The organism is Thalassolituus sp. LLYu03 (assembly GCF_050507655.1).
In the GTDB taxonomy this organism is placed as follows: Bacteria; Pseudomonadota; Gammaproteobacteria; order Pseudomonadales; family Oceanobacteraceae; genus Venatoribacter.
On sequence record NZ_CP191496.1, the window covers coordinates 1,682,795 to 1,704,386 of the forward strand.

Annotated in this window: 14 protein-coding genes; 10 read left to right on the plus strand and 4 right to left on the minus strand. The window is 58.5% G+C overall.

Features of this window, described 5'->3' with window-relative positions; genetic code table 11:
- The first annotated feature begins 93 nt into the window (after positions 1-93).
- A complete protein-coding gene (locus ACQUQU_RS07710; RefSeq protein WP_430462664.1) occupies positions 94-2,328 on the plus strand; it encodes a bifunctional diguanylate cyclase/phosphodiesterase in 2,235 nt (744 codons plus the stop codon).
- A gap of 52 nt (positions 2,329-2,380) precedes the next feature.
- Here the strand turns inward: ACQUQU_RS07710 and ACQUQU_RS07715 are convergent, their stop codons facing one another.
- Positions 2,381-2,569: a tRNA (uracil-5-)-methyltransferase gene (locus ACQUQU_RS07715; protein WP_430463022.1), complete on the minus strand. Its 189-nt coding sequence runs from the start codon at positions 2,567-2,569 to the stop codon at positions 2,381-2,383.
- Positions 2,570-2,642: 73 nt separating this feature from the next.
- Here ACQUQU_RS07715 and hrpB point away from each other — a divergent pair, with 73 nt between their 5' ends.
- From hrpB to ACQUQU_RS07735, 4 genes are all read left to right on the plus strand, one after another.
- Positions 2,643-5,117: an ATP-dependent helicase HrpB gene (hrpB, locus tag ACQUQU_RS07720; RefSeq protein ID WP_430462665.1), complete on the plus strand. Its 2,475-nt coding sequence runs from the start codon at positions 2,643-2,645 to the stop codon at positions 5,115-5,117.
- Between the two features lie 132 nt (positions 5,118-5,249).
- On the plus strand, positions 5,250-5,726 hold the full coding sequence (locus ACQUQU_RS07725) for a hypothetical protein (protein ID WP_430462666.1): 477 nt from the start codon (positions 5,250-5,252) through the stop codon (positions 5,724-5,726).
- Between the two features lie 11 nt (positions 5,727-5,737).
- Positions 5,738-9,049: a tandem-95 repeat protein gene (locus ACQUQU_RS07730; RefSeq protein ID WP_430462667.1), complete on the plus strand. Its 3,312-nt coding sequence runs from the start codon at positions 5,738-5,740 to the stop codon at positions 9,047-9,049.
- A 53-nt stretch (positions 9,050-9,102) separates the two neighbouring features.
- On the plus strand, positions 9,103-11,589 hold the full coding sequence (locus ACQUQU_RS07735; protein ID WP_430462668.1) for a 7TM diverse intracellular signaling domain-containing protein: 2,487 nt from the start codon (positions 9,103-9,105) through the stop codon (positions 11,587-11,589).
- On the opposite strand, the gene ACQUQU_RS07740 is transcribed toward ACQUQU_RS07735, so the two are convergent.
- Complete coding sequence (locus tag ACQUQU_RS07740; RefSeq protein ID WP_430462669.1) at positions 11,543-12,307, minus strand: sulfite exporter TauE/SafE family protein; 765 nt, start codon at positions 12,305-12,307, stop codon at positions 11,543-11,545. The two genes, ACQUQU_RS07735 and ACQUQU_RS07740, sit on opposite strands and share 47 nt — an antisense overlap.
- A 23-nt stretch (positions 12,308-12,330) precedes the next feature.
- Between ACQUQU_RS07740 and ACQUQU_RS07745 the strand changes: the two genes are divergently transcribed.
- On the plus strand, positions 12,331-12,570 hold the full coding sequence (locus tag ACQUQU_RS07745) for a glutaredoxin family protein (RefSeq protein WP_430462670.1): 240 nt from the start codon (positions 12,331-12,333) through the stop codon (positions 12,568-12,570).
- A gap of 171 nt (positions 12,571-12,741) precedes the next feature.
- Here ACQUQU_RS07745 and ACQUQU_RS07750 read toward each other — a convergent pair whose 3' ends face one another.
- Positions 12,742-13,383 (minus strand): riboflavin synthase subunit alpha, encoded by a 642-nt coding sequence (locus tag ACQUQU_RS07750; RefSeq protein ID WP_430462671.1) that lies wholly within the window; start codon positions 13,381-13,383, stop codon positions 12,742-12,744.
- 83 nt (positions 13,384-13,466) lie between these two features.
- Here ACQUQU_RS07750 and ACQUQU_RS07755 point away from each other — a divergent pair, with 83 nt between their 5' ends.
- The 4 genes from ACQUQU_RS07755 to ACQUQU_RS07770 all read left to right on the plus strand — a co-directional run bounded on the left by ACQUQU_RS07755 (position 13,467) and on the right by ACQUQU_RS07770 (position 19,877).
- Entirely contained in the window at positions 13,467-14,615 is a 1,149-nt protein-coding gene (locus tag ACQUQU_RS07755; protein ID WP_430462672.1) for a patatin-like phospholipase family protein, read from the plus strand.
- Positions 14,525-15,331 carry a Sir2 family NAD+-dependent deacetylase gene (cobB, locus tag ACQUQU_RS07760; RefSeq protein ID WP_430463023.1) on the plus strand — a complete coding sequence of 269 codons (807 nt, stop codon included), beginning with the start codon at positions 14,525-14,527 and terminating at the stop codon, positions 15,329-15,331. Before ACQUQU_RS07755 ends, cobB begins: the two co-directional genes overlap by 91 nt.
- Positions 15,332-15,711: 380 nt before the next feature.
- On the plus strand, positions 15,712-16,800 hold the full coding sequence (locus tag ACQUQU_RS07765) for an efflux RND transporter periplasmic adaptor subunit (protein ID WP_430462673.1): 1,089 nt from the start codon (positions 15,712-15,714) through the stop codon (positions 16,798-16,800).
- A 2-nt stretch (positions 16,801-16,802) separates the two neighbouring features.
- Complete coding sequence (locus tag ACQUQU_RS07770; RefSeq protein WP_430462674.1) at positions 16,803-19,877, plus strand: efflux RND transporter permease subunit; 3,075 nt, start codon at positions 16,803-16,805, stop codon at positions 19,875-19,877.
- Positions 19,878-19,985: 108 nt separating this feature from the next.
- Here ACQUQU_RS07770 and pyk read toward each other — a convergent pair whose 3' ends face one another.
- Complete coding sequence (pyk, locus tag ACQUQU_RS07775) at positions 19,986-21,422, minus strand: pyruvate kinase (protein WP_430462675.1); 1,437 nt, start codon at positions 21,420-21,422, stop codon at positions 19,986-19,988.
- Between the last annotated feature and the right edge of the window lie 170 nt (positions 21,423-21,592).

The window sequence follows — 21,592 nt, forward strand, 5'->3', positions numbered from 1 at the left end:
TCCTCAACATTTATGGCACTTTATTCCTAAATAGCATTCACATAGCCCGCGATACCGCTACACTTACGTCTTCTGACCTAAGATTCACGTGGTATGTCTAACGACCAGAGCCATCCGCAACCGGCCCTCTACCAACCTTCGCTCAGCATTGGCCGGTACAATCTGTTTCTGGAGATGCTGCTCAGCAACCGGCCGTTAAAATCCCTGCTTGAAGAACTGGTCCTGCTCATTCAGGAGCGTCAGCCCGGCTGCATCGCCTCCATCATGCTGGTCACCGACGACGGCAAACACCTGAGCGCCACCGCGGCCCCCGACCTGCCCGACTTTTTCCGCGACGCCGTTAATGGCATTGAAATCGGCGTGGGTGTCGGCTCCTGCGGCACCGCGGCCGCCGGACGCCATCTGGTCATTGTCGAAAACATTCAGACACACCCGTACTGGGTGAATCAGAAAGAGCTCGCTGCTCAGGCCGGACTGGCCGCCTGCTGGTCACAACCCATTGTTAACAGCTCCGGCAAAGTGCTGGGCGTATTTGGGCTCTACTACAGCAAACCCAAGCATCCGACCGGTCAGGACCTGCTGCTGATTCATGAAGCCGCAAGACTGGCACAGGCCAGCATCGAATTCCGGCAGGCGCAAAACCAGTGCGTGTTGAGCAATACCATCACCAATCACCTGCCCGTTGGCCTGCTGATCACCGACCGCAACTTCACCATCATCGAAGTGAATCCGGCCTTCAGCCAGATCACAGGCTATGCCGCCGATCAGGTGCTGGGGCGCACGCCGGCCATGTTCGTCAACCGCAACGAACCCGGCCTGCAGCAGTACAGCGACATCGTTCTGCGTCTGCCGCAGGGTAAAACCTGGAGCGGTGAAGTGCTGATCAGCCGGCGCAATGGCGAGCGCTTTACCGCCGAAATGAGCTTTTCGGTGTTGCGCAACGAGCACAACGAGATCGAGCGCTGTGTGGCACTGGTCAGCGACATCAGCGAACGTAAGCAATCGGAAGAAACCATTCAGTATCAGGCCAGTTACGATCTGCTGACCGGCCTGCCCAACCGCAACCTGTTTTATCAGCGTCTGAACTGGACGCTGGAACGTGCCCGGCGCCAGAACAAAGGCGTGGCGGTTTTATTGCTGGATCTCGACTATTTCAAAGAGATTAACGACACATTGGGCCACGATGCAGGCGATGAACTGCTGGTGAAAATCGGCACGCGGCTGCAGCAGTTTGTCGGCCGCAACGACACCGTAGCGCGTCTGGGCGGTGATGAATTCGGTTTTATCATTCACGGCATCAGCGACCGCGCTGAGCTGGATTCACTGGCAGAGCGGCTGCTCAATACGGTCGGCCGCAGCTTGAGTGTGCGCCAGATCCGTGATCTGCGTATTTCCGGCAGTATAGGTATCAGCCTGTTTCCGTCCGACGGCTCGACGCTTGAACATCTGCTGAAAGCGGCAGAACAGGCGGCCTATACCGCCAAAAGCGAAGGCCGCAATCAGCACGCCTTCTTCACCCGCACCATGCACGAAGAGGCGGAAATACGCGCCCTGCTGCATCAGGATTTACGCCACGCCATCCGCAACAACCAGCTGTTGCTGCACTACCAGCCGGTGCGCGATGTTAAGTCCGGCAAAATCACCAGCGCCGAGGCGCTGATCCGCTGGAACCACCCGGAGCGTGGCTATATCCGCCCGGATATTTTTATTCCGCTGGCCGAGAAAACCGGCGCAATCCGCGAAATCGGCGAGTGGGTACGGCGCGAGGCGCTGGCCATGGGCGGACGCTTACTGGAACAGAACCTGGCGATTCCTATCGCCGTTAACGTATCGACGGCCGAGTTCTATGACCACAGTCTGGCGCAGCATATCGTTGAACAGGTGGAATCCTCGGGGCTGCCGAAAGGCTCGCTGGTGGTCGAAATCACCGAAAGTGTGTTGATCCGCAGCCAGCAGGAAACGCGTTCTTTCCTGCAGGCGCTGCAGGCCGCCGGCATCCGCATTGCGCTCGATGACTTCGGCACCGGCTATTCGTCGCTGTCGTATCTGGCGGCTTTTCCCGCCGACAAATTGAAAATCGACCGCTCGTTTATTCACGGCATGCACGCCGACGCCCGCAAGCAAACGCTGGTCGACACCATCATCAATATGGGCCACAACCTGGGTATGCGGGTGATTGCTGAGGGTGTGGAAACACAGGAAGACGAGGCCCTGCTGATCAGCCGCGGCTGCGATCAGATTCAGGGGTATTTTCTGTCGCGGCCATTGCCGGAAGATGAGTTTGTGCGCTTTCTGCAGAATTACATCAGCACTGCATCACAGTCGTAACTGCACCGGTTAAAAGCCCTGGTGCGTCCTGCCCGTTGCCCTCGGCCCGCTTTCAGCGCTTCTTTTTACTGTCACGCTTTTTCTTCAGATAATCTTTTACCGGCGTCGGCTTATCAGGAAATGCCTGTTCAAAGCGGGCGCGCATCGCATCGAGTTTTGCGTCTTTATCGTCGTTGTCGCGCGCATGACGGTGTTTCTCACCTGCGCTGGCAAAATCGACCACCTTGCCTTTTGTCATCATCAAGCCTTCATTCTTCGCTCAATACCCGCCCATGCTACCATAGCGCCCCCGATGAATGCCCTGTCTGCACCCTATGTCCGCCGAACCTCCTGAATTACCGGTCGATCAGATTATCCCCGAGCTGCGTCAGTTGCTGGCAACCGAGTCTACGGCGCTGCTCAGTGCAGCACCCGGCGCCGGTAAAACCACGCGCGTGCCACCCGCACTGCTGAACGACACCTGGCTTGGCGGCCAGAAAATCATCATGCTCGAACCGCGCCGGCTGGCGGCTCGCAATGCAGCAACGTTCATGGCCGCGCAACTCGGAGAGCCGGTCGGTGACACGGTGGGCTACCGGGTGCGTCTGGAAAACCGGGTATCAGCCCGCACGCGCATTGAAGTCGTTACCGAAGGCATTCTCACGCGCATGCTGCTGGACGACCCGGAACTGACGGGTGTGGGCCTGGTGATCTTCGACGAATTTCACGAACGCCATCTGAACTCCGATTTAGCCCTCGCGCTGACCCATCAATGTCAGCAGTTGTTGCGCCCCGATTTACGCCTGCTGGTCATGTCAGCCACGTTGGACGAACAACGTCTTGCCGATGCTCTGCAGGCTCAGGTACTGGTCAGCACAGGCCGCAGCTTTCCGGTCGACCTGCACTACCGCGCCTGGAACAGCCATGCATCAACGCTGGCGCAGCAGATTGTGACCTCAATACGCGAGGCCATGAGCCTGCACGACGGCGATGCGCTGGTGTTTTTGCCGGGCGTCGGTGATATCCGCAAGGTACAGGCATTATTGGAGGACACGCTGCCAGATGACTGGCAGGTGCTGCCCCTGCATGGGCAATTGCAGGACGCTGAGCAAAAAGCAGCGCTGGCACCTGCGGCAGCGGATATGCGCAAGATCATTCTGGCGACCAACATAGCCGAAAGTTCGCTGACCATTGATGGTGTGCGCATTGTTATCGACTCTGGCCTTGAGCGGCGCCTGCAGTTTTCACCGGCCACCGGCCTCAGTGAACTCAAAACCAAAGCGATTTCGCAGGCCTCCAGTGAACAACGCGCAGGCCGGGCCGGGCGCCAGGCGCCCGGCGTTTGCTACCGTCTGTGGCCCGAATCCGAACAGCACCGACGGGATGCCCATATCCGCGCCGAGCTGCTCGACGCCGATCTGGCCCCCCTGCGTATCGCCTTGTTGCAATGGGGTGCCGACTCCGACGAACTGCTCTGGCTCGACAAGCCGTCCAAAGCCGCCATGAGCCAGGCGGCGCAACTGCTACACCAGCTTGGCATCGAAGCCGGTGCTCAGTTAACCCAGCATGGCAAGGCCTGCGCCGCGCTGGCCCTTGAGCCCCGCTGGGCCCACGCCCTGTTGCAGGCCAAAGCCTTAGGCATGGGTAAAACCGCCTGTGACATTGCCGCACTGCTGCAGGAGTGGCCACACAAGCAACGCACCACGGATGATCTGCAGCGCCTGCTGGAACGTGCACGCGCGCAGTCGTCGCTGTGGAAAGCCCGGGCCGAGCCCCTCTCACGCCGTCTGATGAATCAGATTCAGGTATCTCAGGATTCGCAGCCAGCCGATAGCGGTCTGATTACGGCGCTCGCCTGGCCGGATCTGATTGGCAGGCGTCGCGCTAACTCCCCGGATTTTCAACTGGCAAACGGCCGTGGCGCCAGTCTGCTGCGGGAAACTGATCACCCCCACAGCGACTGGCTGGTATGCGCCGATGTCAGTGGCGGCCAGTCAGTGACCGTGCGTCTGGCAGCCAGCCTGACCGACCGGTCGTTGGATCGGTTGCGTGAAATCGCACCGCAGCTGTTCAGTCGTCATCAGGATGTTCGCTGGCTCGATAACGGTCAGTTTCTGGCCGAAGAGCAGATTCGTCTGGGCAGTATCGTGCTGGAAGCCAAACGCATGAACAGCCTGACGGCCGAGCAATGGCCGCAGATTTGGCGAAAGTTTTTTGAAGATAACGGTATATCTTCACTCAACTGGACAGATGAAGCCCGGCAACTGCGCGCCCGTCTCGCCCTTGCCCACAGCAAAGCGCCTGATCAATGGCCCGACGTATCGGATGACGGCCTGATTGCCGCACAAGAGAACTGGCTGCTGCCGTTCTGTGCTCAGGCCCGCCACCAGCGCGACCTGGGTCGTATTAATCTGACAGAAGCCCTGTTAACGCTGCTGGACTGGCCACAGCAGCAGACCCTCAGTGAACTATTGCCGCACGAGCTGACGGTACCGAGCGGCTCTCGCATTGCCATCGATTACACGCAGCCAACGCCGGTGCTGGCTGTCAAACTGCAGGAAATGTTCGGCTTCGAAGGGCAGCCATCGGTGTGGAGAGGGCAAATGCCGCTGCTGATTCACCTGCTGTCGCCGGCCGGACGGCCATTGCAGGTAACACAGGATCTGCCCCACTTCTGGCGCAACACCTACGCCGATGTACGCAAGGACATGCGTGGCCGCTACCCGAAACATCCTTGGCCGGAAGACCCCCTGAGCGCCGAGGCGACCCGCCTGACCAAGCGTGCTCTGGCCGCGCGCAACGGTGACTGACGCGCGCAAAAAATAAGTAATCCATCAGTGACACACAGCGTTACCGACCATTACAGCAAGCATACGGGCATCTGCTGGAGATTGGTAAAGGAAGCACTAGCCTTAGAAGGCAGTCGCTGATGAGACCCGCTTATGCGCTTACACACACTGGCCAGAGCCGCCGTTGCTCTGGGGTTTACCGCCATCGTTATTTACAGTGTGCAACGGGACACGCTGGTGCAGATTGCGCCGGCGCCCGCCCCGGCAAAACCCCCACTGCCCGGATTATCAGCACCGCCACCTCCTCCGCCCGCGCCGCAAACCCTGAATCTGCAGAATCAGGGACGCTATACCACACAGAACCGGCATGAACATGAGCCAGACCCGCTGCCACCTGAGCTGGCCGCAGACATAGAAAACCGGCGGGTTCCGGCCAGCACTCTGACACTGCACCCAACCGCCAGTGGCTACGCACTGCCAACTCAGGGCCAGTACGGCACCGTCGTCATGGCCTACATCGGCGAAGACGGCAAGCTGCATCAGGCTGAACGTCAGGTGATGCCGATACCCGACGCTGTGATGGCTCTCCCTCCGCCACCACCACCAGCCGCCAACGCCGATCAGCAATGAGGTCTACCATCATGAGATTTACCAAGCGCAACCTTAGCAACTGGCTGAGCAGCAGCCTCCTTGTTCTGACCACCTTATTTGCACCCCATGCTCTGGCGTCGGGGCTTGTCATCGTGAACGGCGACGGTGCCGGCGAAGGTTTTAACGACACCACCAGCGTCAGTGCCGTTGGCGGCAACACAGAAACAACGCTGGGAGCCCAGCGTCTGGCGGTGTTTAACAAAGCCGCAGAGATTCTCAACGCGCAGTTTGATATTTCAGTAACTGTGCAGGTCAACTCTCAATTCAACCCGCTGTCTTGCACCACGACGTCCGCAACCCTCGGCAGCGCAGGTCCGAGTCTGGTGTCGTATGTTTACGATGCCTCAATCAGCAACTACCGCGCCTACCCCGATGCACTGGCCAATCAGCTACAGGGCAGTGACGTAAACTCAGGCGTTGAGATTACCGCTCAGTTCAACAGCAATCTCGGCAACACGGGATGTCTGACAGGCTATGGCTGGTATCTGGGTTTTGACGCACCCACAGGCACGCTGAACTCGCTGCTGTCCGTTGTTCTGCATGAGCTGATGCACGGCATGGGTTTTCTGTCGATGATGGGGTCTGACGGTTCGCCACCAGCAACCTACGGCCCTGACGATGTCTGGGATGAATACACCCGCCTGCTATACGATGCGACGCAAGCGGCACTGGTTACCTCGCTGAATCAAACACAACGCGCTGCGTCGGCGCTGAACGATACCAATCTTCAGTGGAATGGGACTCAGACCAACGCCCAGCTTTCCGGACTGTCGGCCGGTGTCAACAGCGGTCGGATTCAGATGTACGCTCCGACCAGCTATGAATCAGGATCCTCCGTCAGCCATTTCGACACAGACGTGACCCCCAATGAAATCATGGAGCCCCAGTACACCGAGTTCCTTGATGATCCGGGCCTTGCCAAATATTTGCTGGCTGACGTTGGCTGGACACTACTGAGCAGCAACAGCGCGCCGGTATTGGCCTCCATCGGCAACCAGACCCTCGCAGAGGATGGCACATTATCACTGACCGTCAGCGCAACGGACGCAGACAGCAGCGATGTACTGACCTATTCCCTCAGCACACCTCCGGCCAATCTCGGAGCCAGCCTGAGTGGAACCACGCTGAGCTTTACACCAACGGCTAATTACCACGGTTCTGGCAGCATTACAGTGAGTGTGTCTGACGGCAATGGCGGCAGCGACTCAGAAACCTTCACGGTCACCGTCACCAGCGTGAACGATGCTCCAGTGATTACCGGCATCAGCAGTCAAAGTCTGGATGAAGACAACACTCTGAATGTCGCGCTGTCAGCGACCGACGTTGACGGCGACAGTCTGACGTATTCCGTGACTTCAGCGGCCAGCGACTTTGGCGCCAGCATTTCCGGCTCGACGCTGACCTTCACGCCAACCGCGAATTACAACGGCTCGGGCTCAGTCACCATCCAGGTATCCGATGGTTCGGCCACGGACTCCACCAGTTTCACCCTGACCGTCAATGCCGTAAATGACGCGCCGGTATTTACCGCCACCACGACCTATTCCACATCGAATGATACCCCGCTTGCCATCACGCTCACGGCAACCGATGTCGAAACCGCGTCGGGCTCCCTGATCTTCTCACTTGGCAGTTATGACTCAGCCAAAGTATCGGCGGTACTCAGTGGCGCCAGTCTGACCATTACACCGGTCAGCGGACAGACAGGTATTACCAACGTGGATGTTTCGGTCAGTGATGGCAGCCTGAGCACAACCGCAACGCTTGCAATAACCCTGTTGTCAGCCAGCAACCAGGCGCCGTCATGGGGTTCCGTACCGGATCTGCACGTGCTGGCGTCCGACTCGGTGGTTGCTGAACTGAGTGCCACCGACCCGGATGGCGATACGCTGACTTACACGGTGCAATCCGTCGGGTCAGGGCTGTCCGGAGCCAGCTTCGCCGGCAGTACATTAACGGTTAGCGCCGGCACCAGTATGGGCACAAAAAGCGTTACCGTACGCGTCAGCGACGGCGCCCTTTATGATGACGTGAGCGTCAGTGTCACTGTCTACGAGAACTATGAACTGACGTCCGGCAGCGATGCTTTCAGCGATGGCTCGGATGTCAGCGTGCCTGCCTCGGCCTATACCTTCAGCATGGCAGGTGGTGACAACGCCCTGTCGACCAGCCTGTTCTTTGATGGGGTGAGCCGCGATGAACTGCTGACGTACAACAGTTCTACCGGTATCTACACTCTGGCGATGCCGGATTCGGGCGCGTTCGCCGGCACCTACACGCTGACCGTCACGGACTCCAACGGCCTCAGTGCGACCTACTACTTTGAGCGCCCCCTGCTGTTCACCACCAACGTATCGCCATTTCTGGTAAGCAGTGGTGCCCTGCAGGAAGTGATGATTGAAGGCGCACCGGATGGCACTATCCTCAGCCTTAGCGACAGCCTGAGCAAACTCACGTTCTCCGATACCACAGGAACAACGCTAACCTCCATTACGGCGCCGGATGATGCGGACAACTTCAATGCGGTGATCGTCGGCGTATCGCTGCCAGCCTCGCAAACCAGTGACCTGACCACCGTACTGAACGTCAGCGGCACCAACATTCCGCAATCGGATGAAGCGCTGGAGTTCCTGGCACCACTATCACTGACTGTCACAGTGCTGGATGTGAGTGCCGACCCGATCAGCGGAGCCAGTGTCGTGATCGACGATGACCGTTATGCGCTGTGGGGACTTGATACCGACGCTACGACCAACGCCAGTGGCGCTGCGACCCTGCAGCGTCCGCCGGAAACCGTGATCGTGGATATCAGCGCCGAGGGCTATCAGGATAAATCCGCCAGCATTACGACCACGTCTTCTGCAGCAACCGTTACGCTGACCGCCTCTGACACGGCCTTTACCCTGACCGGCATTGTGCAGTCGACCGGTTTTAACTTCACCGGTGAGGCACCGGTCATCACACTGGCCTTCTCCGATGGCACCAGTGAAGTACTGAGCACCACCAGCATCAGCAGTTCGTCGGTGCGCTACCGCTGGAGTGGCGACCTGTCGGTTCAGATACCGGATACCATCACAGTGACGCATTCGAAAGGTGGCACCGTCACGCTGGATGTCGACAGTTCTCTCTCCAGTCAGACCATCAACGTAACCCTGATCAGTACCGGGGGCGAATCCACCACCACGGTTGTTGTCACCAGTTCATCGGGCGGTGGCGGCGCGATGAGCTATTTATTACTTGTGCTGGGCTTGTTGCTCATGGTAACAAGGCGTTCTTTAAACGGACGCCCTGTCAGGGGTTAAAACACGCTGTTTTTATAGGGATTTAGTGTCGACAGATGATGTGGCAAAAGGATTTGAAAACTCCGCTTCTGTTTTTCCTGCTGGTCGCCCTGACGCTGCTGTCAGGGCCTGCGCGCGCCGTGAGTTCGCTCAGTGCGGCTTTGCCTGCGCCGGACGATTCTGCCACCCCAGCTAAAATCACACTCGCCACTGACAGTACCCACGCCACCAGTAAAGGTGTGCTCTACTACGTCGAAGACCCTCTGGGGCAATGGTCGTTGCCCTATCTGCTGGACCACCAGATTGCGTTACAGCCGTATCCGAAGGATGTATTTAACGAAGGATTTACCGCATCGGCCTATTGGCTGAGGCTAGATATTGACGGCACGCAGGCATCCGACCGCGAATGGCTGCTGGAAATTAACTACCCTCTGCTCGACGTCGTAAACCTGTACATCCAAACCCCGGACGGTAGAGCCCTTGAGCACTTCGATATGGGCGACCTTAAGGTGTTTGCCGACCGCCCATTTTCGCACCGCAATTTTGTTGTACCCCTGAATTTCAGCGAAGAACCGCAGCAGCGGCTGTACATCAATGTTCAGTCGTCCTCGTCCATGCAGGTGCCGCTCAATTTCTGGGAGGTAAACCATTTCATTGAGCAACGCAGCAACGAACAATACGGGCTGGGCCTCTACTACGGCATGATGCTGGTGATGTTCCTCTACAATTTCTTTTTGTGGGCCAGCATCCGTGACAAAGACTATCTGCATTACATCGCCTACATCGCTTCGTTCGCCGGCCTGCAGCTGGCCACCAGCGGTCTGGGTTACCAGTTCATCTGGTCTTTCTCGCCCTGGATTGAACAGATCGCGGTACCACTGACCATTGGTCTGGTCGGCGTATTCGGCACCACGTTCACCCGTGGCTTCCTGCAGACTAAAATCCAGCACCGCTATGCTGACATTGCTCTGCGAGTCTGCCTTGCCCTGTCGGCCATGATCTGTATTTCGGCCTTTGTATTCGACATCGCGACGGTCATGAGCATCGGCAAATTCGTGGTGGTGATTTTCCTCGCGACCGTATTTTACGCGTCAATTGTCATGCTCATCCGCGGCCACCGTCAGGCGCGTTTTTTCCTCGCCGCCTGGGTGACACTGATCGTGGGCGGCATGATCACCATTGGCATGATGCTCGGCCATTTACCGAACAATTTATGGACGACCCACGCGAGCAAAATCGGCAGCGGTATTGAAATTGTGCTGCTGTCGTTTGCCCTTGCCGACCGGATTAAAATTCTTCAGCGCGCCAAACTGCACGCTGAAACCATGGTGAAAAAAGAACTCGAAGAGCGGGCCGAGCGACTCGCCGAATCCAACCGTCTGAAGAACGATTTTCTGGCCACCATCAGTCATGAATTCCGCACCCCCCTGAACGGCATCATCGGCTCACTGGAACTGGCGGGTGATGAGAAGGGACCGAAACTGATGTCGACCCTGCAGGACGCACGCTCCAGCGCACGCGACATGCTGGAGCTGGTCGACAACGTCCTCACCTACACCGAACTGCAGGCGGGTAACCGCATACTGGCGCCAGAAGTGATTGAGCTGTCACCCATGATCCGCTCCACCGTCGATTACGTGCGCCAGCAGTGCGATGAAAAACATCTGGGCTTTGAGCTGAAACTGGAACCCGGTCTGCCGAACCATATCCGCGCGGACATCAAATGCATCCGCCACGCCGTGAAAGCGCTGCTTGAGAACGCGATTAAATTCACCGAAGAAGGCCACGTCAGCGTAGCGGTCGGTGTCGACCGTCTGCAGGAACGGCCATGTCTGGATATCCGCATTGCCGACACCGGCATCGGCATGACGGCTACCGAGCTGGCCCGGGTGCAGGACTATTTTTGCCAGGCCGACACCTCCATGCACCGCCAGTATCAGGGCTTGGGAATAGGCCTGTCGCTGGTGCGGGCCGTCTGCCATGTGATGCAGGGTGATATTCAGATCGACAGTGTGAAGCATGGCGGCACCAGTATCCGTCTGCGTCTGCCGGTACAACCGCTGGGCAACAGCGAAGTCCGGTTGGTGCACGACAGAGCCGAAGCCGTGCATCTGACACCGGTCGAACAGATTCGTGGGCGCGCGCTCATTGTGGAAGACAACACCATTAACCAACGGGTGCTGAATTCCATGCTCAACCGCCTGCACCTGCAGGTGGATGTTGCCGACAATGGCGAAAAGGCGCTGGAAATTCTGGAAGCGAAGCGTTCCTTCCGCTACGACCTGATCTTTATGGATTGCCAGATGCCAGTGATGGACGGTTTTGAAGCCACCCACCGCATCCGCAGCGGCAACCTCAGCGAACGCGATGCGCCCATCATCGCCGTTACCGCCAACGCCATGTCCGGCGATGAGCAGCGTTGTCTGGACGCCGGCATGAACGACTATCTGAGCAAGCCGATCTCTATGGATATGGTGCGCACCATGGTGATGAAATGGCTGCCCGAAGGCCGGGTCAAAGCAGAGGACCCAACAACAACTTCAGGCCAACAATCAGGGTAATCGCCTCGAACAAGCGTTTGATGGTGTGATTGCCCGACTTCACCGAGGTATTCGCGCCAAGATAGCCCCCCAGTAACGAGCCCAGAATCAGCGCCGGAATCCAGTCCCACTGCACCTCTGCTGCGGTGCCCATGGTAATGGCCCCGGCACCATTCCAGCCAAGCCCTACCGCCACCAGGGTTTGCGCTACGGCGGTTTTGTAATCCAGCCCGAACCAGTACACCAGCCACAGGGTTACAAACAGGCCGCTACCGGCCGACAGCGCGCCGTTGGCAAAACCAATCAGCAACAACACCAGGCCACCGATGAGCACTCCTGTGCTGGTGCGGTGCTTATCTTGCCGGACAATGCCCAGCTCCGGCTTCACCCACGAATACACCGCCAGTGACAGGGTCAGAAGGCCGAGCGCAATCTCTGCCTTGCGCGCATCGACGCCCAGAATGAACAGGGCCCCGCCCACAACACCCGGCACCCCCGCCAGCACAATCAGCGCCAGCAACCAGCGTTCCAGATGCTTCTCGCGCAGATGCCGGACCGTGGCCCCCAGCCCCAGAGCCACAGTGGCAATCTTGTGAGTCGCCAGCGCCAGAGGAAACGGCAGCCCCAGAAATATCAGCACCGGCAGCTGCACCAGCCCGGCACCACCGCCGGCCAGCGCCGAAAACCAGTTAGCCGCAAGGGCAATCAGAAAAAGCACGAGTTGTTCGGTATAATTCATCTCAACTACTTCAGGGGAACGTTATGAAATACGCACTGTACTACTACGATGCCTGCCCATTCTGTCAGCGTGTGCTGCGGGCACTACCCGGACTGAACGTCGAGGTTGAGAAGCGCAATGTGCTGACCAACCGTAAGTTCAGCGAACAGCAGTACGAAGCCACCGGCCGCACCACAGTGCCTTGTCTGCTGATCGACGATAACGGCAAAGAAAAATGGATGTACGAATCCGCGGACATCATCCGCTTCCTGCAAGGACTGTAAGTCGCCCGCCGGCTCATTCGGCCTGCCAGCAAAGGCCGACACTCAGTGTCGCGGCCGTCACCCCACCGGGTCACGAGCCGCGCTGCGCTTTACCCAACAGCGCGTTGCCAAACAGCGGCTTCCTAATCACAACCTTGTCAGTGAACCAGCTCGCCAGTGAACCAAGTCCGCTCAGGCAGACAGGGTTTTAGTCAGGTCCGCCAGCAGTTTGCCGTCACCGAGTAAGCGGCGAACGGTTTCCACCACCGCCTGAGTCTGGGCATCCACTTCCAGATTGATCTTATTGCCAGCCACGACGTCACCAAAGGTGGTTACGTCACGGGTTTCCGGAATCAGGTGCACACTGAACCGGTCGTCCTCCACCTGAGCGATGGTGAGGCTGCAGCCATTCAGCGCCACAAAGCCTTTGTCCAGCAGGAACATTGCCAGATGCGCCGGACGCTGCATCCACACCACACGGTTGTCGGCAGAATCGTCCACGGCCAGTACCTCAACCTGATCCATGATATGGCCGGACAGCACATGGCCACCGATTTCGTCGCCAAAGCGCGCCGCTCGCTCGATATTGACCACACTGCCCTGAATAAGCGCTCCCAGATTGGTTACCCGCAGCGTCTGCCCAATGGCATCGAAACTCACTTTGTGGCCGTCAATGGTACGTACCGTCAGGCAGGTGCCGTTGATCGCAACCGAAGCACCACATTGCAGGCCAGCTAACAGTTGTTCCGGAAACTCAAAGGTAAACGTGGCAAAATCGTCACGTCGGTCCAGCGTAAAAACAGGCAGTTTGGTCTGCACAATTCCGGTAAACATGGCTCGCTCTCACTTCATCAGAAAGCGGTATTATGCACTATACTCGCCCTTGAGAGCCTCTCTGCCGAGCACAGGATTTTCACTTGGACATAAAAAAAACAGGTCTCATTCTTTCCGGTGGTGGCGCACGGGCCGCGTATCAGGTCGGTGTACTGAAAGCCATCCACAAAATTCTGCCGAAAGGCCACTACAACCCTTTTGACATTATTTCCGGCACGTCCGCAGGCGCCATCAATGGTGTCGCCCTGGCGAGCTACGCCGAAAATTACCGGTTGGGTATCAAACATCTTGAACGCATCTGGATGCATTTCAGCTGCGACCAGATTTACCGCACCGATTTCTGGGGCATGTCCCGCTCGCTGGCCCGGCTGACCCGCAGCCTGATTGTTGGCCGCCGCTACAAAAACGATCCGGTGTCACTGCTGGATAATGGTCCGCTGCGCGACCTGCTGGGCGATGTCATTAAATTCGACAATATTCAGAGCGCCATCGACAACGGTGCCCTGCACGCCATTGCGGTGAATTGTTCGGGCCTGGAGAGCGGTGAATCCGTCTCTTTTTTTCAGGGCCACTACAGCATCACCAACTGGGAGCGTCAGCGCCGGGTCGGACTGCGCAGCCGTATTACGCTCGATCACCTGATGGCATCGTCCGCTATTCCGATGATTTTTCCGGCGGTTAAAATTCACCGCGAATTTTTTGCCGACGGCGCCGTGCGTCAGCTTGCGCCGCTAAGCCCGGCACTGCACCTGGGCGCCGAAAAAATCATGGTTATCGGGGTCAGCGGCATCGCCCATAAACGCAAAGAACGCCCGACCAGCCACAGCTATCCGTCACCGGCGAAAGTTATGGGTCATATGCTCAACGCCGCCTTCCTCGACTCGATGGAAACCGACGTTGAACGCCTGCGCCGCATCAACCGCACCATAGAAAAAATTCCTGAGGCCGTGCGCGTAAAACAAGGCATGGAACTCAGACACGTCGAACTGCTGGAAATTAACCCCAGCCGTTCACTCGATGAGCTCGCCGGCCAGCACGCGGCAGAAATTCCACGCGCCCTGAAACTGGCCATCGGCGGCAGTGGCAACGCCGGCCAGAACGGCGCCGGCGTGCTCAGTTACCTGCTGTTTTCACACGGGTTCTGCAACGCCCTGATCGAACTGGGCTACAACGACGCGATGGAAAGAACCGACGAAATCCGCGCCTTCTTTTCCGACCATTTCCACGACTGAGGCAGCCCATGACTCAATACCGCCGCATCGTCGTACTCACCGGAGCCGGTATTTCCGCCGAATCGGGCCTGCGCACCTTCCGCGATGCCAATGGCCTGTGGGAGAACCACCGCATCGAAGACGTAGCCACGCCGGAAGCCTTTGTCCGCGATCCTGAGCTGGTGCAGAGTTTCTACAACGCCCGCCGCGCTCAGTTGCAGGAAGTGGCACCCAATGGCGCCCATCAGGCACTGGCCGAATTCGAACGCGCCTTCAGCGGTGAATTTTTGCTGGTCACTCAGAACGTCGATGATCTGCACGACCGCGCCGGCAGCCGCAATTTGCTGCACATGCACGGCGAGCTGCTCAAAGCGCGCTGCCTGCTCACGGGCAAGGTGTTTCCTTTCCGCGACGACATTACCCGCGCCACCCTTTGCCCTTGCTGCAACCGCCCGACTCTGCGGCCACACATTGTCTGGTTCGGTGAAATGCCGCTGTTTATGAACGAGATCTATCAGGCGCTGGAGCGCTGCGATCTGTTCGTCAGCATCGGCACGTCCGGTCATGTCTACCCCGCCGCCGGCTTCGTGCAGGTGGCCCGCCAGGCCGGTGCGCACACCGTCGAGATCAACCTCGAACCCTCGCAAACCGAAGATGCCTTTGCCGACCGGCTGTATGGCCCGGCCACGCAGGCCGTGCCCGGTTTTTTCCGCCAGCTGATCCGCGCCTCAGCCTGAGGGGCGGATCTGTCATCGCCATTGCTGAGCTTTTGATTAACACAGAGCACACAGCCGCCCCAGCCTCAGTTTCGGCAACGCATTGTCATCGGATTCAGGACAATATTGGCCCACAAAGCGTTTAATTCCGGTGTACCCTTCGTCTGAACTCTCAACCAATTCTGGCCTTTCTGAACGGACGGGCCATTCTTGAAAGACTCAGACAGAAGCAGGACACCCACATGGCACCGCAGCGTCTTCCCGACTTACCGTACACCGGTTCAGCGCACTCCTTCTCACCAAACTCCGGCGCTCGTCATTCCAGCGCTCGTCATTCCTGCGCACCTCGTTCCTGCGCAACGCACTGCGGCTTACAACGCACCCCTAGCGGTTCCCGCAGCGTGCGCGGCGCCATCGCCATGCCATTGGCGCTGGCTGCTTTTCTGCTCAGTGGCTGTTCCGGCCCGGCCAATGAAACCGCAGAAGCGGTCGCCCGCCCCGCGCGCGTCTATCAGGTGGAAGCGCCTTCCAGCAGCGCCATGCGCCGTTTTCCGGCTCAGGTGCAGGCCGCAGAGCGCGCCCCACTGGCGTTCCGGGTAGCCGGAGAACTGATGGCGTTGCCGGTAAAAGCCGGCCAGGACGTCGCTCAGGGTGCGGTACTCGCCCGCCTTGATCCATCCGATTACCAACTGCAGGTCGACGACCGTAAAGCCCGCTACGAACTGGCGGAATCTCAGTTCACCCGGATTCGCGATCTGTACGAACAGAGCCAGATTTCCAAAGCCCAGTTCGATCAGGCCAAGGCCGAACTGGACATCAGCAAAGCGGCCTATACCAGCGCCCGAACTGACCTGTCGTACACGGTTCTGAAAGCGCCGTTCTCCGGCATCGTGGCCGAGGTGTTTGCCGACAATCATCAGCCCGTTGCTGCCGGTAAAACCGTGCTGGTGATGCAGGCGCGCGACCAACTGGAAATCCGCATGCAGATTCCGGAAAACCTGATGGCCCACATCGCCCGTCGCGAAAACGTCGACTATCAGCCGCTGGTCGAATTCGAGGCCATCACCGGACGTCAGTTTCCGGCGCGCTACAAAGAACACACAGCACAGGCCGATGCGGCCACCGGCAGCTTTACGGTGACCCTGACCATGCCCCGCCCGCAGGGCCTGAACGTGCTGCCCGGCATGAGCGCCAGCGTGTACGTCGATCTGAATCAGGTCCTGAGCCAGCAAACCAGCACGGTGTTTGTACCGGCGCAGGCCGTATTCCAGAACGACGAGCAACCCGGCGGCACCAATCAGGCTCAGGTGTGGGTTGTGGGGGCGGATATGACGCTCTCAGCCCGCGCCGTCGAAACCGGCGAGATCAGCAGTCTGGGGCTTGAGATCCTGAGTGGCCTGCAACCCGGTGAAACGGTTCTCGCCGCTGGTGTGCATCAGGCCAGCGCGGGTATGCGCATCCGCCCATGGATCAAAGAACGGGGCCTGTGATCATGAGCCAGCCAACCAACGCGGCCACGTATTTTATCCGCCACAGCACCACCAGCTGGATGATGCTGCTCATATTGCTGGTCGGCGGGGCCATCAGTTACATGGGCCTCGGACGTCTTGAGGACCCGCAATTCACGATCAAAGAGGCCATGGTGCTGACCTACTATCCGGGCGCCAGTGCGCTGCAGGTCGAGGAAGAAGTCACCGCCCCGCTGGAAAGCGCAATTCAGGCGCTGCCCTACATCAAGTTTGTCGATTCGGTATCCAAAGCCGGTTTTTCGCAGATTCATCTGCAGATAAAACCTACCTACAAATCGCAGCAACTGCCCCAGATCTGGGACGAACTGCGGCGCAAGGTAACGGATAAAACCGCCTATCTGCCACCGGGTGCCGACACCCCGATTGTGATGGACGACTTCGGCGACGTGTATGGCGTGCTGCTGGCCATTACCGGTCCGGACTACGGCTATGAGGCGCTGAGCGATTACGCCGACTACCTCAAGCGCGAGCTGTCGACCCTCGACGGCATCGCCAAGGTGAACATCACCGGCAGTCAGCAGGAACAGGTGTTTATTGATATTTCGCGCGAGCGCATGACCAATCTCGGTATTCCGCTGTCACGCCTGTATCAGCTGCTGCAAACCCAGAATACGGTGCAAAGCGCCGGGCGCATCCGCATTGGCGACGACTACATTCGCATTAACCCCACCGGTGAATTCACCAGTGTTCAGGAACTGGGCAACCTGCTGGTCAGCCAGACCGGCTCCGACAAGCTGATTTACCTGCGTGACATCGCCACGATTTCCGCGGGCATTGCCGAGGTGCCAAGCCATCTCACCAATTTCAGCGGTCTGCCGTCGCTGCGTCTGGGAATATCCTTCAACACCGGCGTCAACGTGGTCAAAGTAGGTGAAGAACTGCGCGCGCATCTGGCCCGTCTCGACGCCAACCGCCCGCTCGGGATTGAACTGCATACCCTGTACGACCAGCCCGCCGAGGTCGATGCGTCGTCCACCGGATTCGTCCTTAACCTGCTTGCATCGGTACTGATCGTGATCGCGGTGTTGCTGGTGTTCATGGGCATGCGGGCCGGCATCATCATCGGCATCATTCTGCTGCTGACCATTCTGGGCACCTTCATCTGCATGAAGATGCTGAACATTGAACTGCACCGTATTTCACTGGGCGCCCTGATCATTGCCCTTGGTATGCTGGTCGACAACGCCCTGGTGATTACCGAAGGCATTATGGTAGGCATTCAGCGGAGTTTGAGCCGCACCCGCGCCGCTTACGACATCGTGCAGCAGACGCAGTGGCCCTTGCTTGGTGCCACGGTCATTGCGGTCACCGCGTTCGCGCCCATCGGCCTGTCACCCGATTCCACCGGTGAATTCGTCGGCTCTCTGTTCTGGGTGCTGTTGTTGTCGCTGCTGTTTTCCTGGATTACCGCCATCACACTGACGCCTTTCCTGTGTCACCTGCTGTTCGCAGAAACACCGGCAACCGATGGTGAAACCGACGCAGACCCGTACCACGGTTTTCTGTACGACGTGTACCGCGTCTGCCTGCGCTTTATGCTGGCCAACCGCGGTCTGACCATGGCACTGATGGTGCTGTCGATGCTGATCGCCATTGGCGGTTTTGCGTTCGTCAAACAGAGCTTCTTCCCGCCGTCCAATACGCCCATGTTTCTGATCGATATCTGGCTGCCGGAAGGGTCCGACATCCGCGCCACACAGGAACAGGCACAAACCGTGGAGCGTTACTTCCGCGATCAGCCGAACGTAGTGTTCACCGCCTCAACCGTCGGACAGGGTGAGCAGCGTTTTATGCTGACCTACGCACCGGAACGTCAGTATCCGGCCTTTGCTCAGGTCATGGTCCGCACCGAAGACCGCGACCAGATCCCGGCCCTTATTGAACAGGGCCGTCAGTGGATTGGTGGTGCCCTGCCGGACGCCTTTGTGAAATTCAAGCGGTTACAGATTGGCCCTGGAGCGGCGGCCAAGATCGAAGCGCGTTTTTCAGGTCCGGATGAAGAAGTGCTGCGCCATCTGGCGGCGCAGGCAATCGCCATTCTGCACGCCGATGCCGACGCCGATAACATCCGCCACGACTGGCGCGAGCGCACTAAGGTCATACGTCCGGTGTTTAACGAAGACAACGCACGCCGCGCGGGTGTATCCAAACAGGATCTCGACGATCTGCTGCAGCTGAGTTTCAGCGGCAAGACCATTGGCCTGTACCGCGAAGGCACGACGCTCAAGCCCATTGTGCTGCGTCCACCGGCCTACGAGCGTCTGAACATCGATGATCTGGCCGACCTCCAGATCTGGAGCCCGGTGTTCAGCCGTTACATCCCGATCGGTCAGATCGTCGAGCGTTTTGACGTGGTGTTCGAAGACCCGATCATTGCCCGCCGTGACCGCAAACGCACCATCCGCGTGTTTGCGGATCCGTCACTCGACAGCGACATCACCGCCGACAGCCTGTTCAAACGCCTGCGCCCGCAGATTGAGGCCATTGCCCTGCCACCTGGCTATGAACTGAGTTGGGGCGGGGAGTACGAATCCTCCAGCGACGCCAAGAAAAGCGTGTTTGCCTCGTTGCCGCTGGGCTATCTGCTGATGTTCATCATCACCGTGCTGCTGTTTAACGAGCTGCGCAGCTCGCTGGTGATCTGGGCCTGTGTACCGCTGGCCATCATCGGCGTGACGGCCGGCATGTTGCTGCTGCGCGCGGAGTTTGGCTTTATGGCCCTGCTGGGTTTCCTCAGTTTGTCGGGCATGATCATCAAGAACGGCATCGTACTGGTCGATCAGATCCGGCTGGAATTGAGTGAAGGCCGCGAGCCTTACGATGCGGTGTTCCACGCCTCGGTCAGCCGTCTGCGTCCGGTCACCATGGCGGCCCTGACCACGATTCTGGGCATGGTGCCGCTGCTGACGGACCCGTTCTTCAGCGCCATGGCCGTGGTGATCAGCTTTGGTCTGGGCTTTGCCACTGTGCTGACGCTGGGGGTGGTGCCGCTGCTCTACGCCGTCAGCCACCGCATTGCGACGCCCGTGAAAGCCTGAGGCGAAAGCCTCAGATAGCGGATCTGAGCCGATAACAGAGCATAAAAAAGCCGGGCAAATACCCGGCTTCTTTTATGGTCTGTGTATCTCCGGAAACTCAGGTCCGGCTTACTCCACGCGGAAGATTTTCAGCGTATTGGTACCGCCCTGCGCGTTCAGGTATTCACCACGGGTGATCACTACCAGATCGCCGTCGACCAGCACACCGCGCTCTTTCAGCACCGCTATGGCACGCGGATTAATGGCGTCCGGTTCCATCTCATCGGCATGGAAATCCACCGGCTGCACACCCCGGTACAGCGCGACCCGGTTCTGGGTGTCTTCGCGGCGGGAGAAAGCGTAAATCGGCAGCGGTGAACGCAGGCGCGACATCAGACGCGGGGTCGCACCGGTTTCCGTCAGCGAAATAATCGCCTTAACGCCCACCAGATGGTTGGCCGCGTACACGGCCGCCAGCGCGATGGTTTCGTCCATGGCGTGGAATTCCTGATACAGACGGTGCCCAGAGCGCTTGGCCAGCGGATTGCGCTCGGCGCCTTCAATGATGCGCACCATGGCTTTTACGGCTTCCACCGGATAATCACCCGCCGCCGTTTCGGCCGACAGCATCACAGCGTCGGTGTAGTCGAGCACAGCGTTCGCCACGTCAGACACTTCCGCCCGGGTCGGCATCGGACTGGCGATCATGGATTCCATCATTTGCGTGGCGGTGATCACCGGCTTATTCAGCTGGCGCGAACGGGCGATGATTTTCTTCTGCACGCCGACAAGCTCAGCGTCGCCAATCTCAACCGCCAGATCACCACGGGCAACCATCACAGCGTCGGAGGCTCGGATGATGTCGTCCAGCACGTCATCGGACTGCACGCATTCGGCGCGTTCAATTTTGGCCACCAGACCGGCGTGACCACCGGCGGCGTCCAGCAGACTGCGGGCTTCGTTCATATCTGCCGCGTCACGAGGGAAAGACACCGCCAGATAATCCACCTTAAGCTCGGAAGCCAGGCGGATGTCTTCTTTATCTTTTTCGGTCAGTGCTTTGGCCGACAAACCACCGCCCAGACGGTTGATGCCTTTGTTGTTCGACAGCCAGCCACCGATGTTCACCTGAGTCACCAGCTTGTGCGGAAATACTTCAGTGACCTGCAACTCAACCCGGCCGTCGTCCAGCAACAGAATGTCGCCGGTGCGGGCATCCTCAATCAGCTGTTTGTAATCAATACCGACCTGCTCTTTAGTGCCGGCGTCGTTGGCGAGGGTGGCGTCGAGAGAAAATACCTGACCGACATCGAGAAACACCTTCTGCTCAGCGAAGCGTGCGATGCGGATTTTAGGGCCCTGCAGGTCGCCGAGAATGGCGACGAAACGGCCGGCCTTACGTGCCGCTGCGCGGATTTTTTCAGCGCGGTCACGATGGTCATCGGCGTTGCCATGAGAGAAATTGAGGCGAAAAACATCGACACCTGCCTGAATCAGTTGTTCGATTTTTTCAGAAGAGGACGTCGCCGGGCCAATCGTGGCGACAATTTTGGTGCGTCTGAGCATGAGATCTCCGTAACGTCGGGAGTAATCAGAAAAGGAAAGCCGGTTTTGCCGGGATAACAAGTGTACACCCGCAGCATTGGCATATCCGCTCCCTGTTTACCGCAAATCCGCTCAAGACACTCATGCATTCCGTGCAGCAGGTATAAAAAAAGCGCCCGGGGGCGCTTTTT

What these genes read in the sequence shown, in the direction of transcription:
- ACQUQU_RS07710 (WP_430462664.1), top strand. Translation starts at nt 94, where the DNA reads ATGTCTAACGACCAGAGCCATCCGCAACCGGCCCTCTACCAACCTTCG.
- ACQUQU_RS07715 (WP_430463022.1), bottom strand. Translation starts at nt 2,569, where the DNA reads ATGATGACAAAAGGCAAGGTGGTCGATTTTGCCAGCGCAGGTGAGAAA.
- hrpB (WP_430462665.1), top strand. Translation starts at nt 2,643, where the DNA reads ATGTCCGCCGAACCTCCTGAATTACCGGTCGATCAGATTATCCCCGAG.
- ACQUQU_RS07725 (WP_430462666.1), top strand. Translation starts at nt 5,250, where the DNA reads ATGCGCTTACACACACTGGCCAGAGCCGCCGTTGCTCTGGGGTTTACC.
- ACQUQU_RS07730 (WP_430462667.1), top strand. Translation starts at nt 5,738, where the DNA reads ATGAGATTTACCAAGCGCAACCTTAGCAACTGGCTGAGCAGCAGCCTC.
- ACQUQU_RS07740 (WP_430462669.1), bottom strand. Translation starts at nt 12,307, where the DNA reads ATGAATTATACCGAACAACTCGTGCTTTTTCTGATTGCCCTTGCGGCT.
- ACQUQU_RS07745 (WP_430462670.1), top strand. Translation starts at nt 12,331, where the DNA reads ATGAAATACGCACTGTACTACTACGATGCCTGCCCATTCTGTCAGCGT.
- ACQUQU_RS07750 (WP_430462671.1), bottom strand. Translation starts at nt 13,383, where the DNA reads ATGTTTACCGGAATTGTGCAGACCAAACTGCCTGTTTTTACGCTGGAC.
- ACQUQU_RS07770 (WP_430462674.1), top strand. Translation starts at nt 16,803, where the DNA reads ATGAGCCAGCCAACCAACGCGGCCACGTATTTTATCCGCCACAGCACC.
- pyk (WP_430462675.1), bottom strand. Translation starts at nt 21,422, where the DNA reads ATGCTCAGACGCACCAAAATTGTCGCCACGATTGGCCCGGCGACGTCC.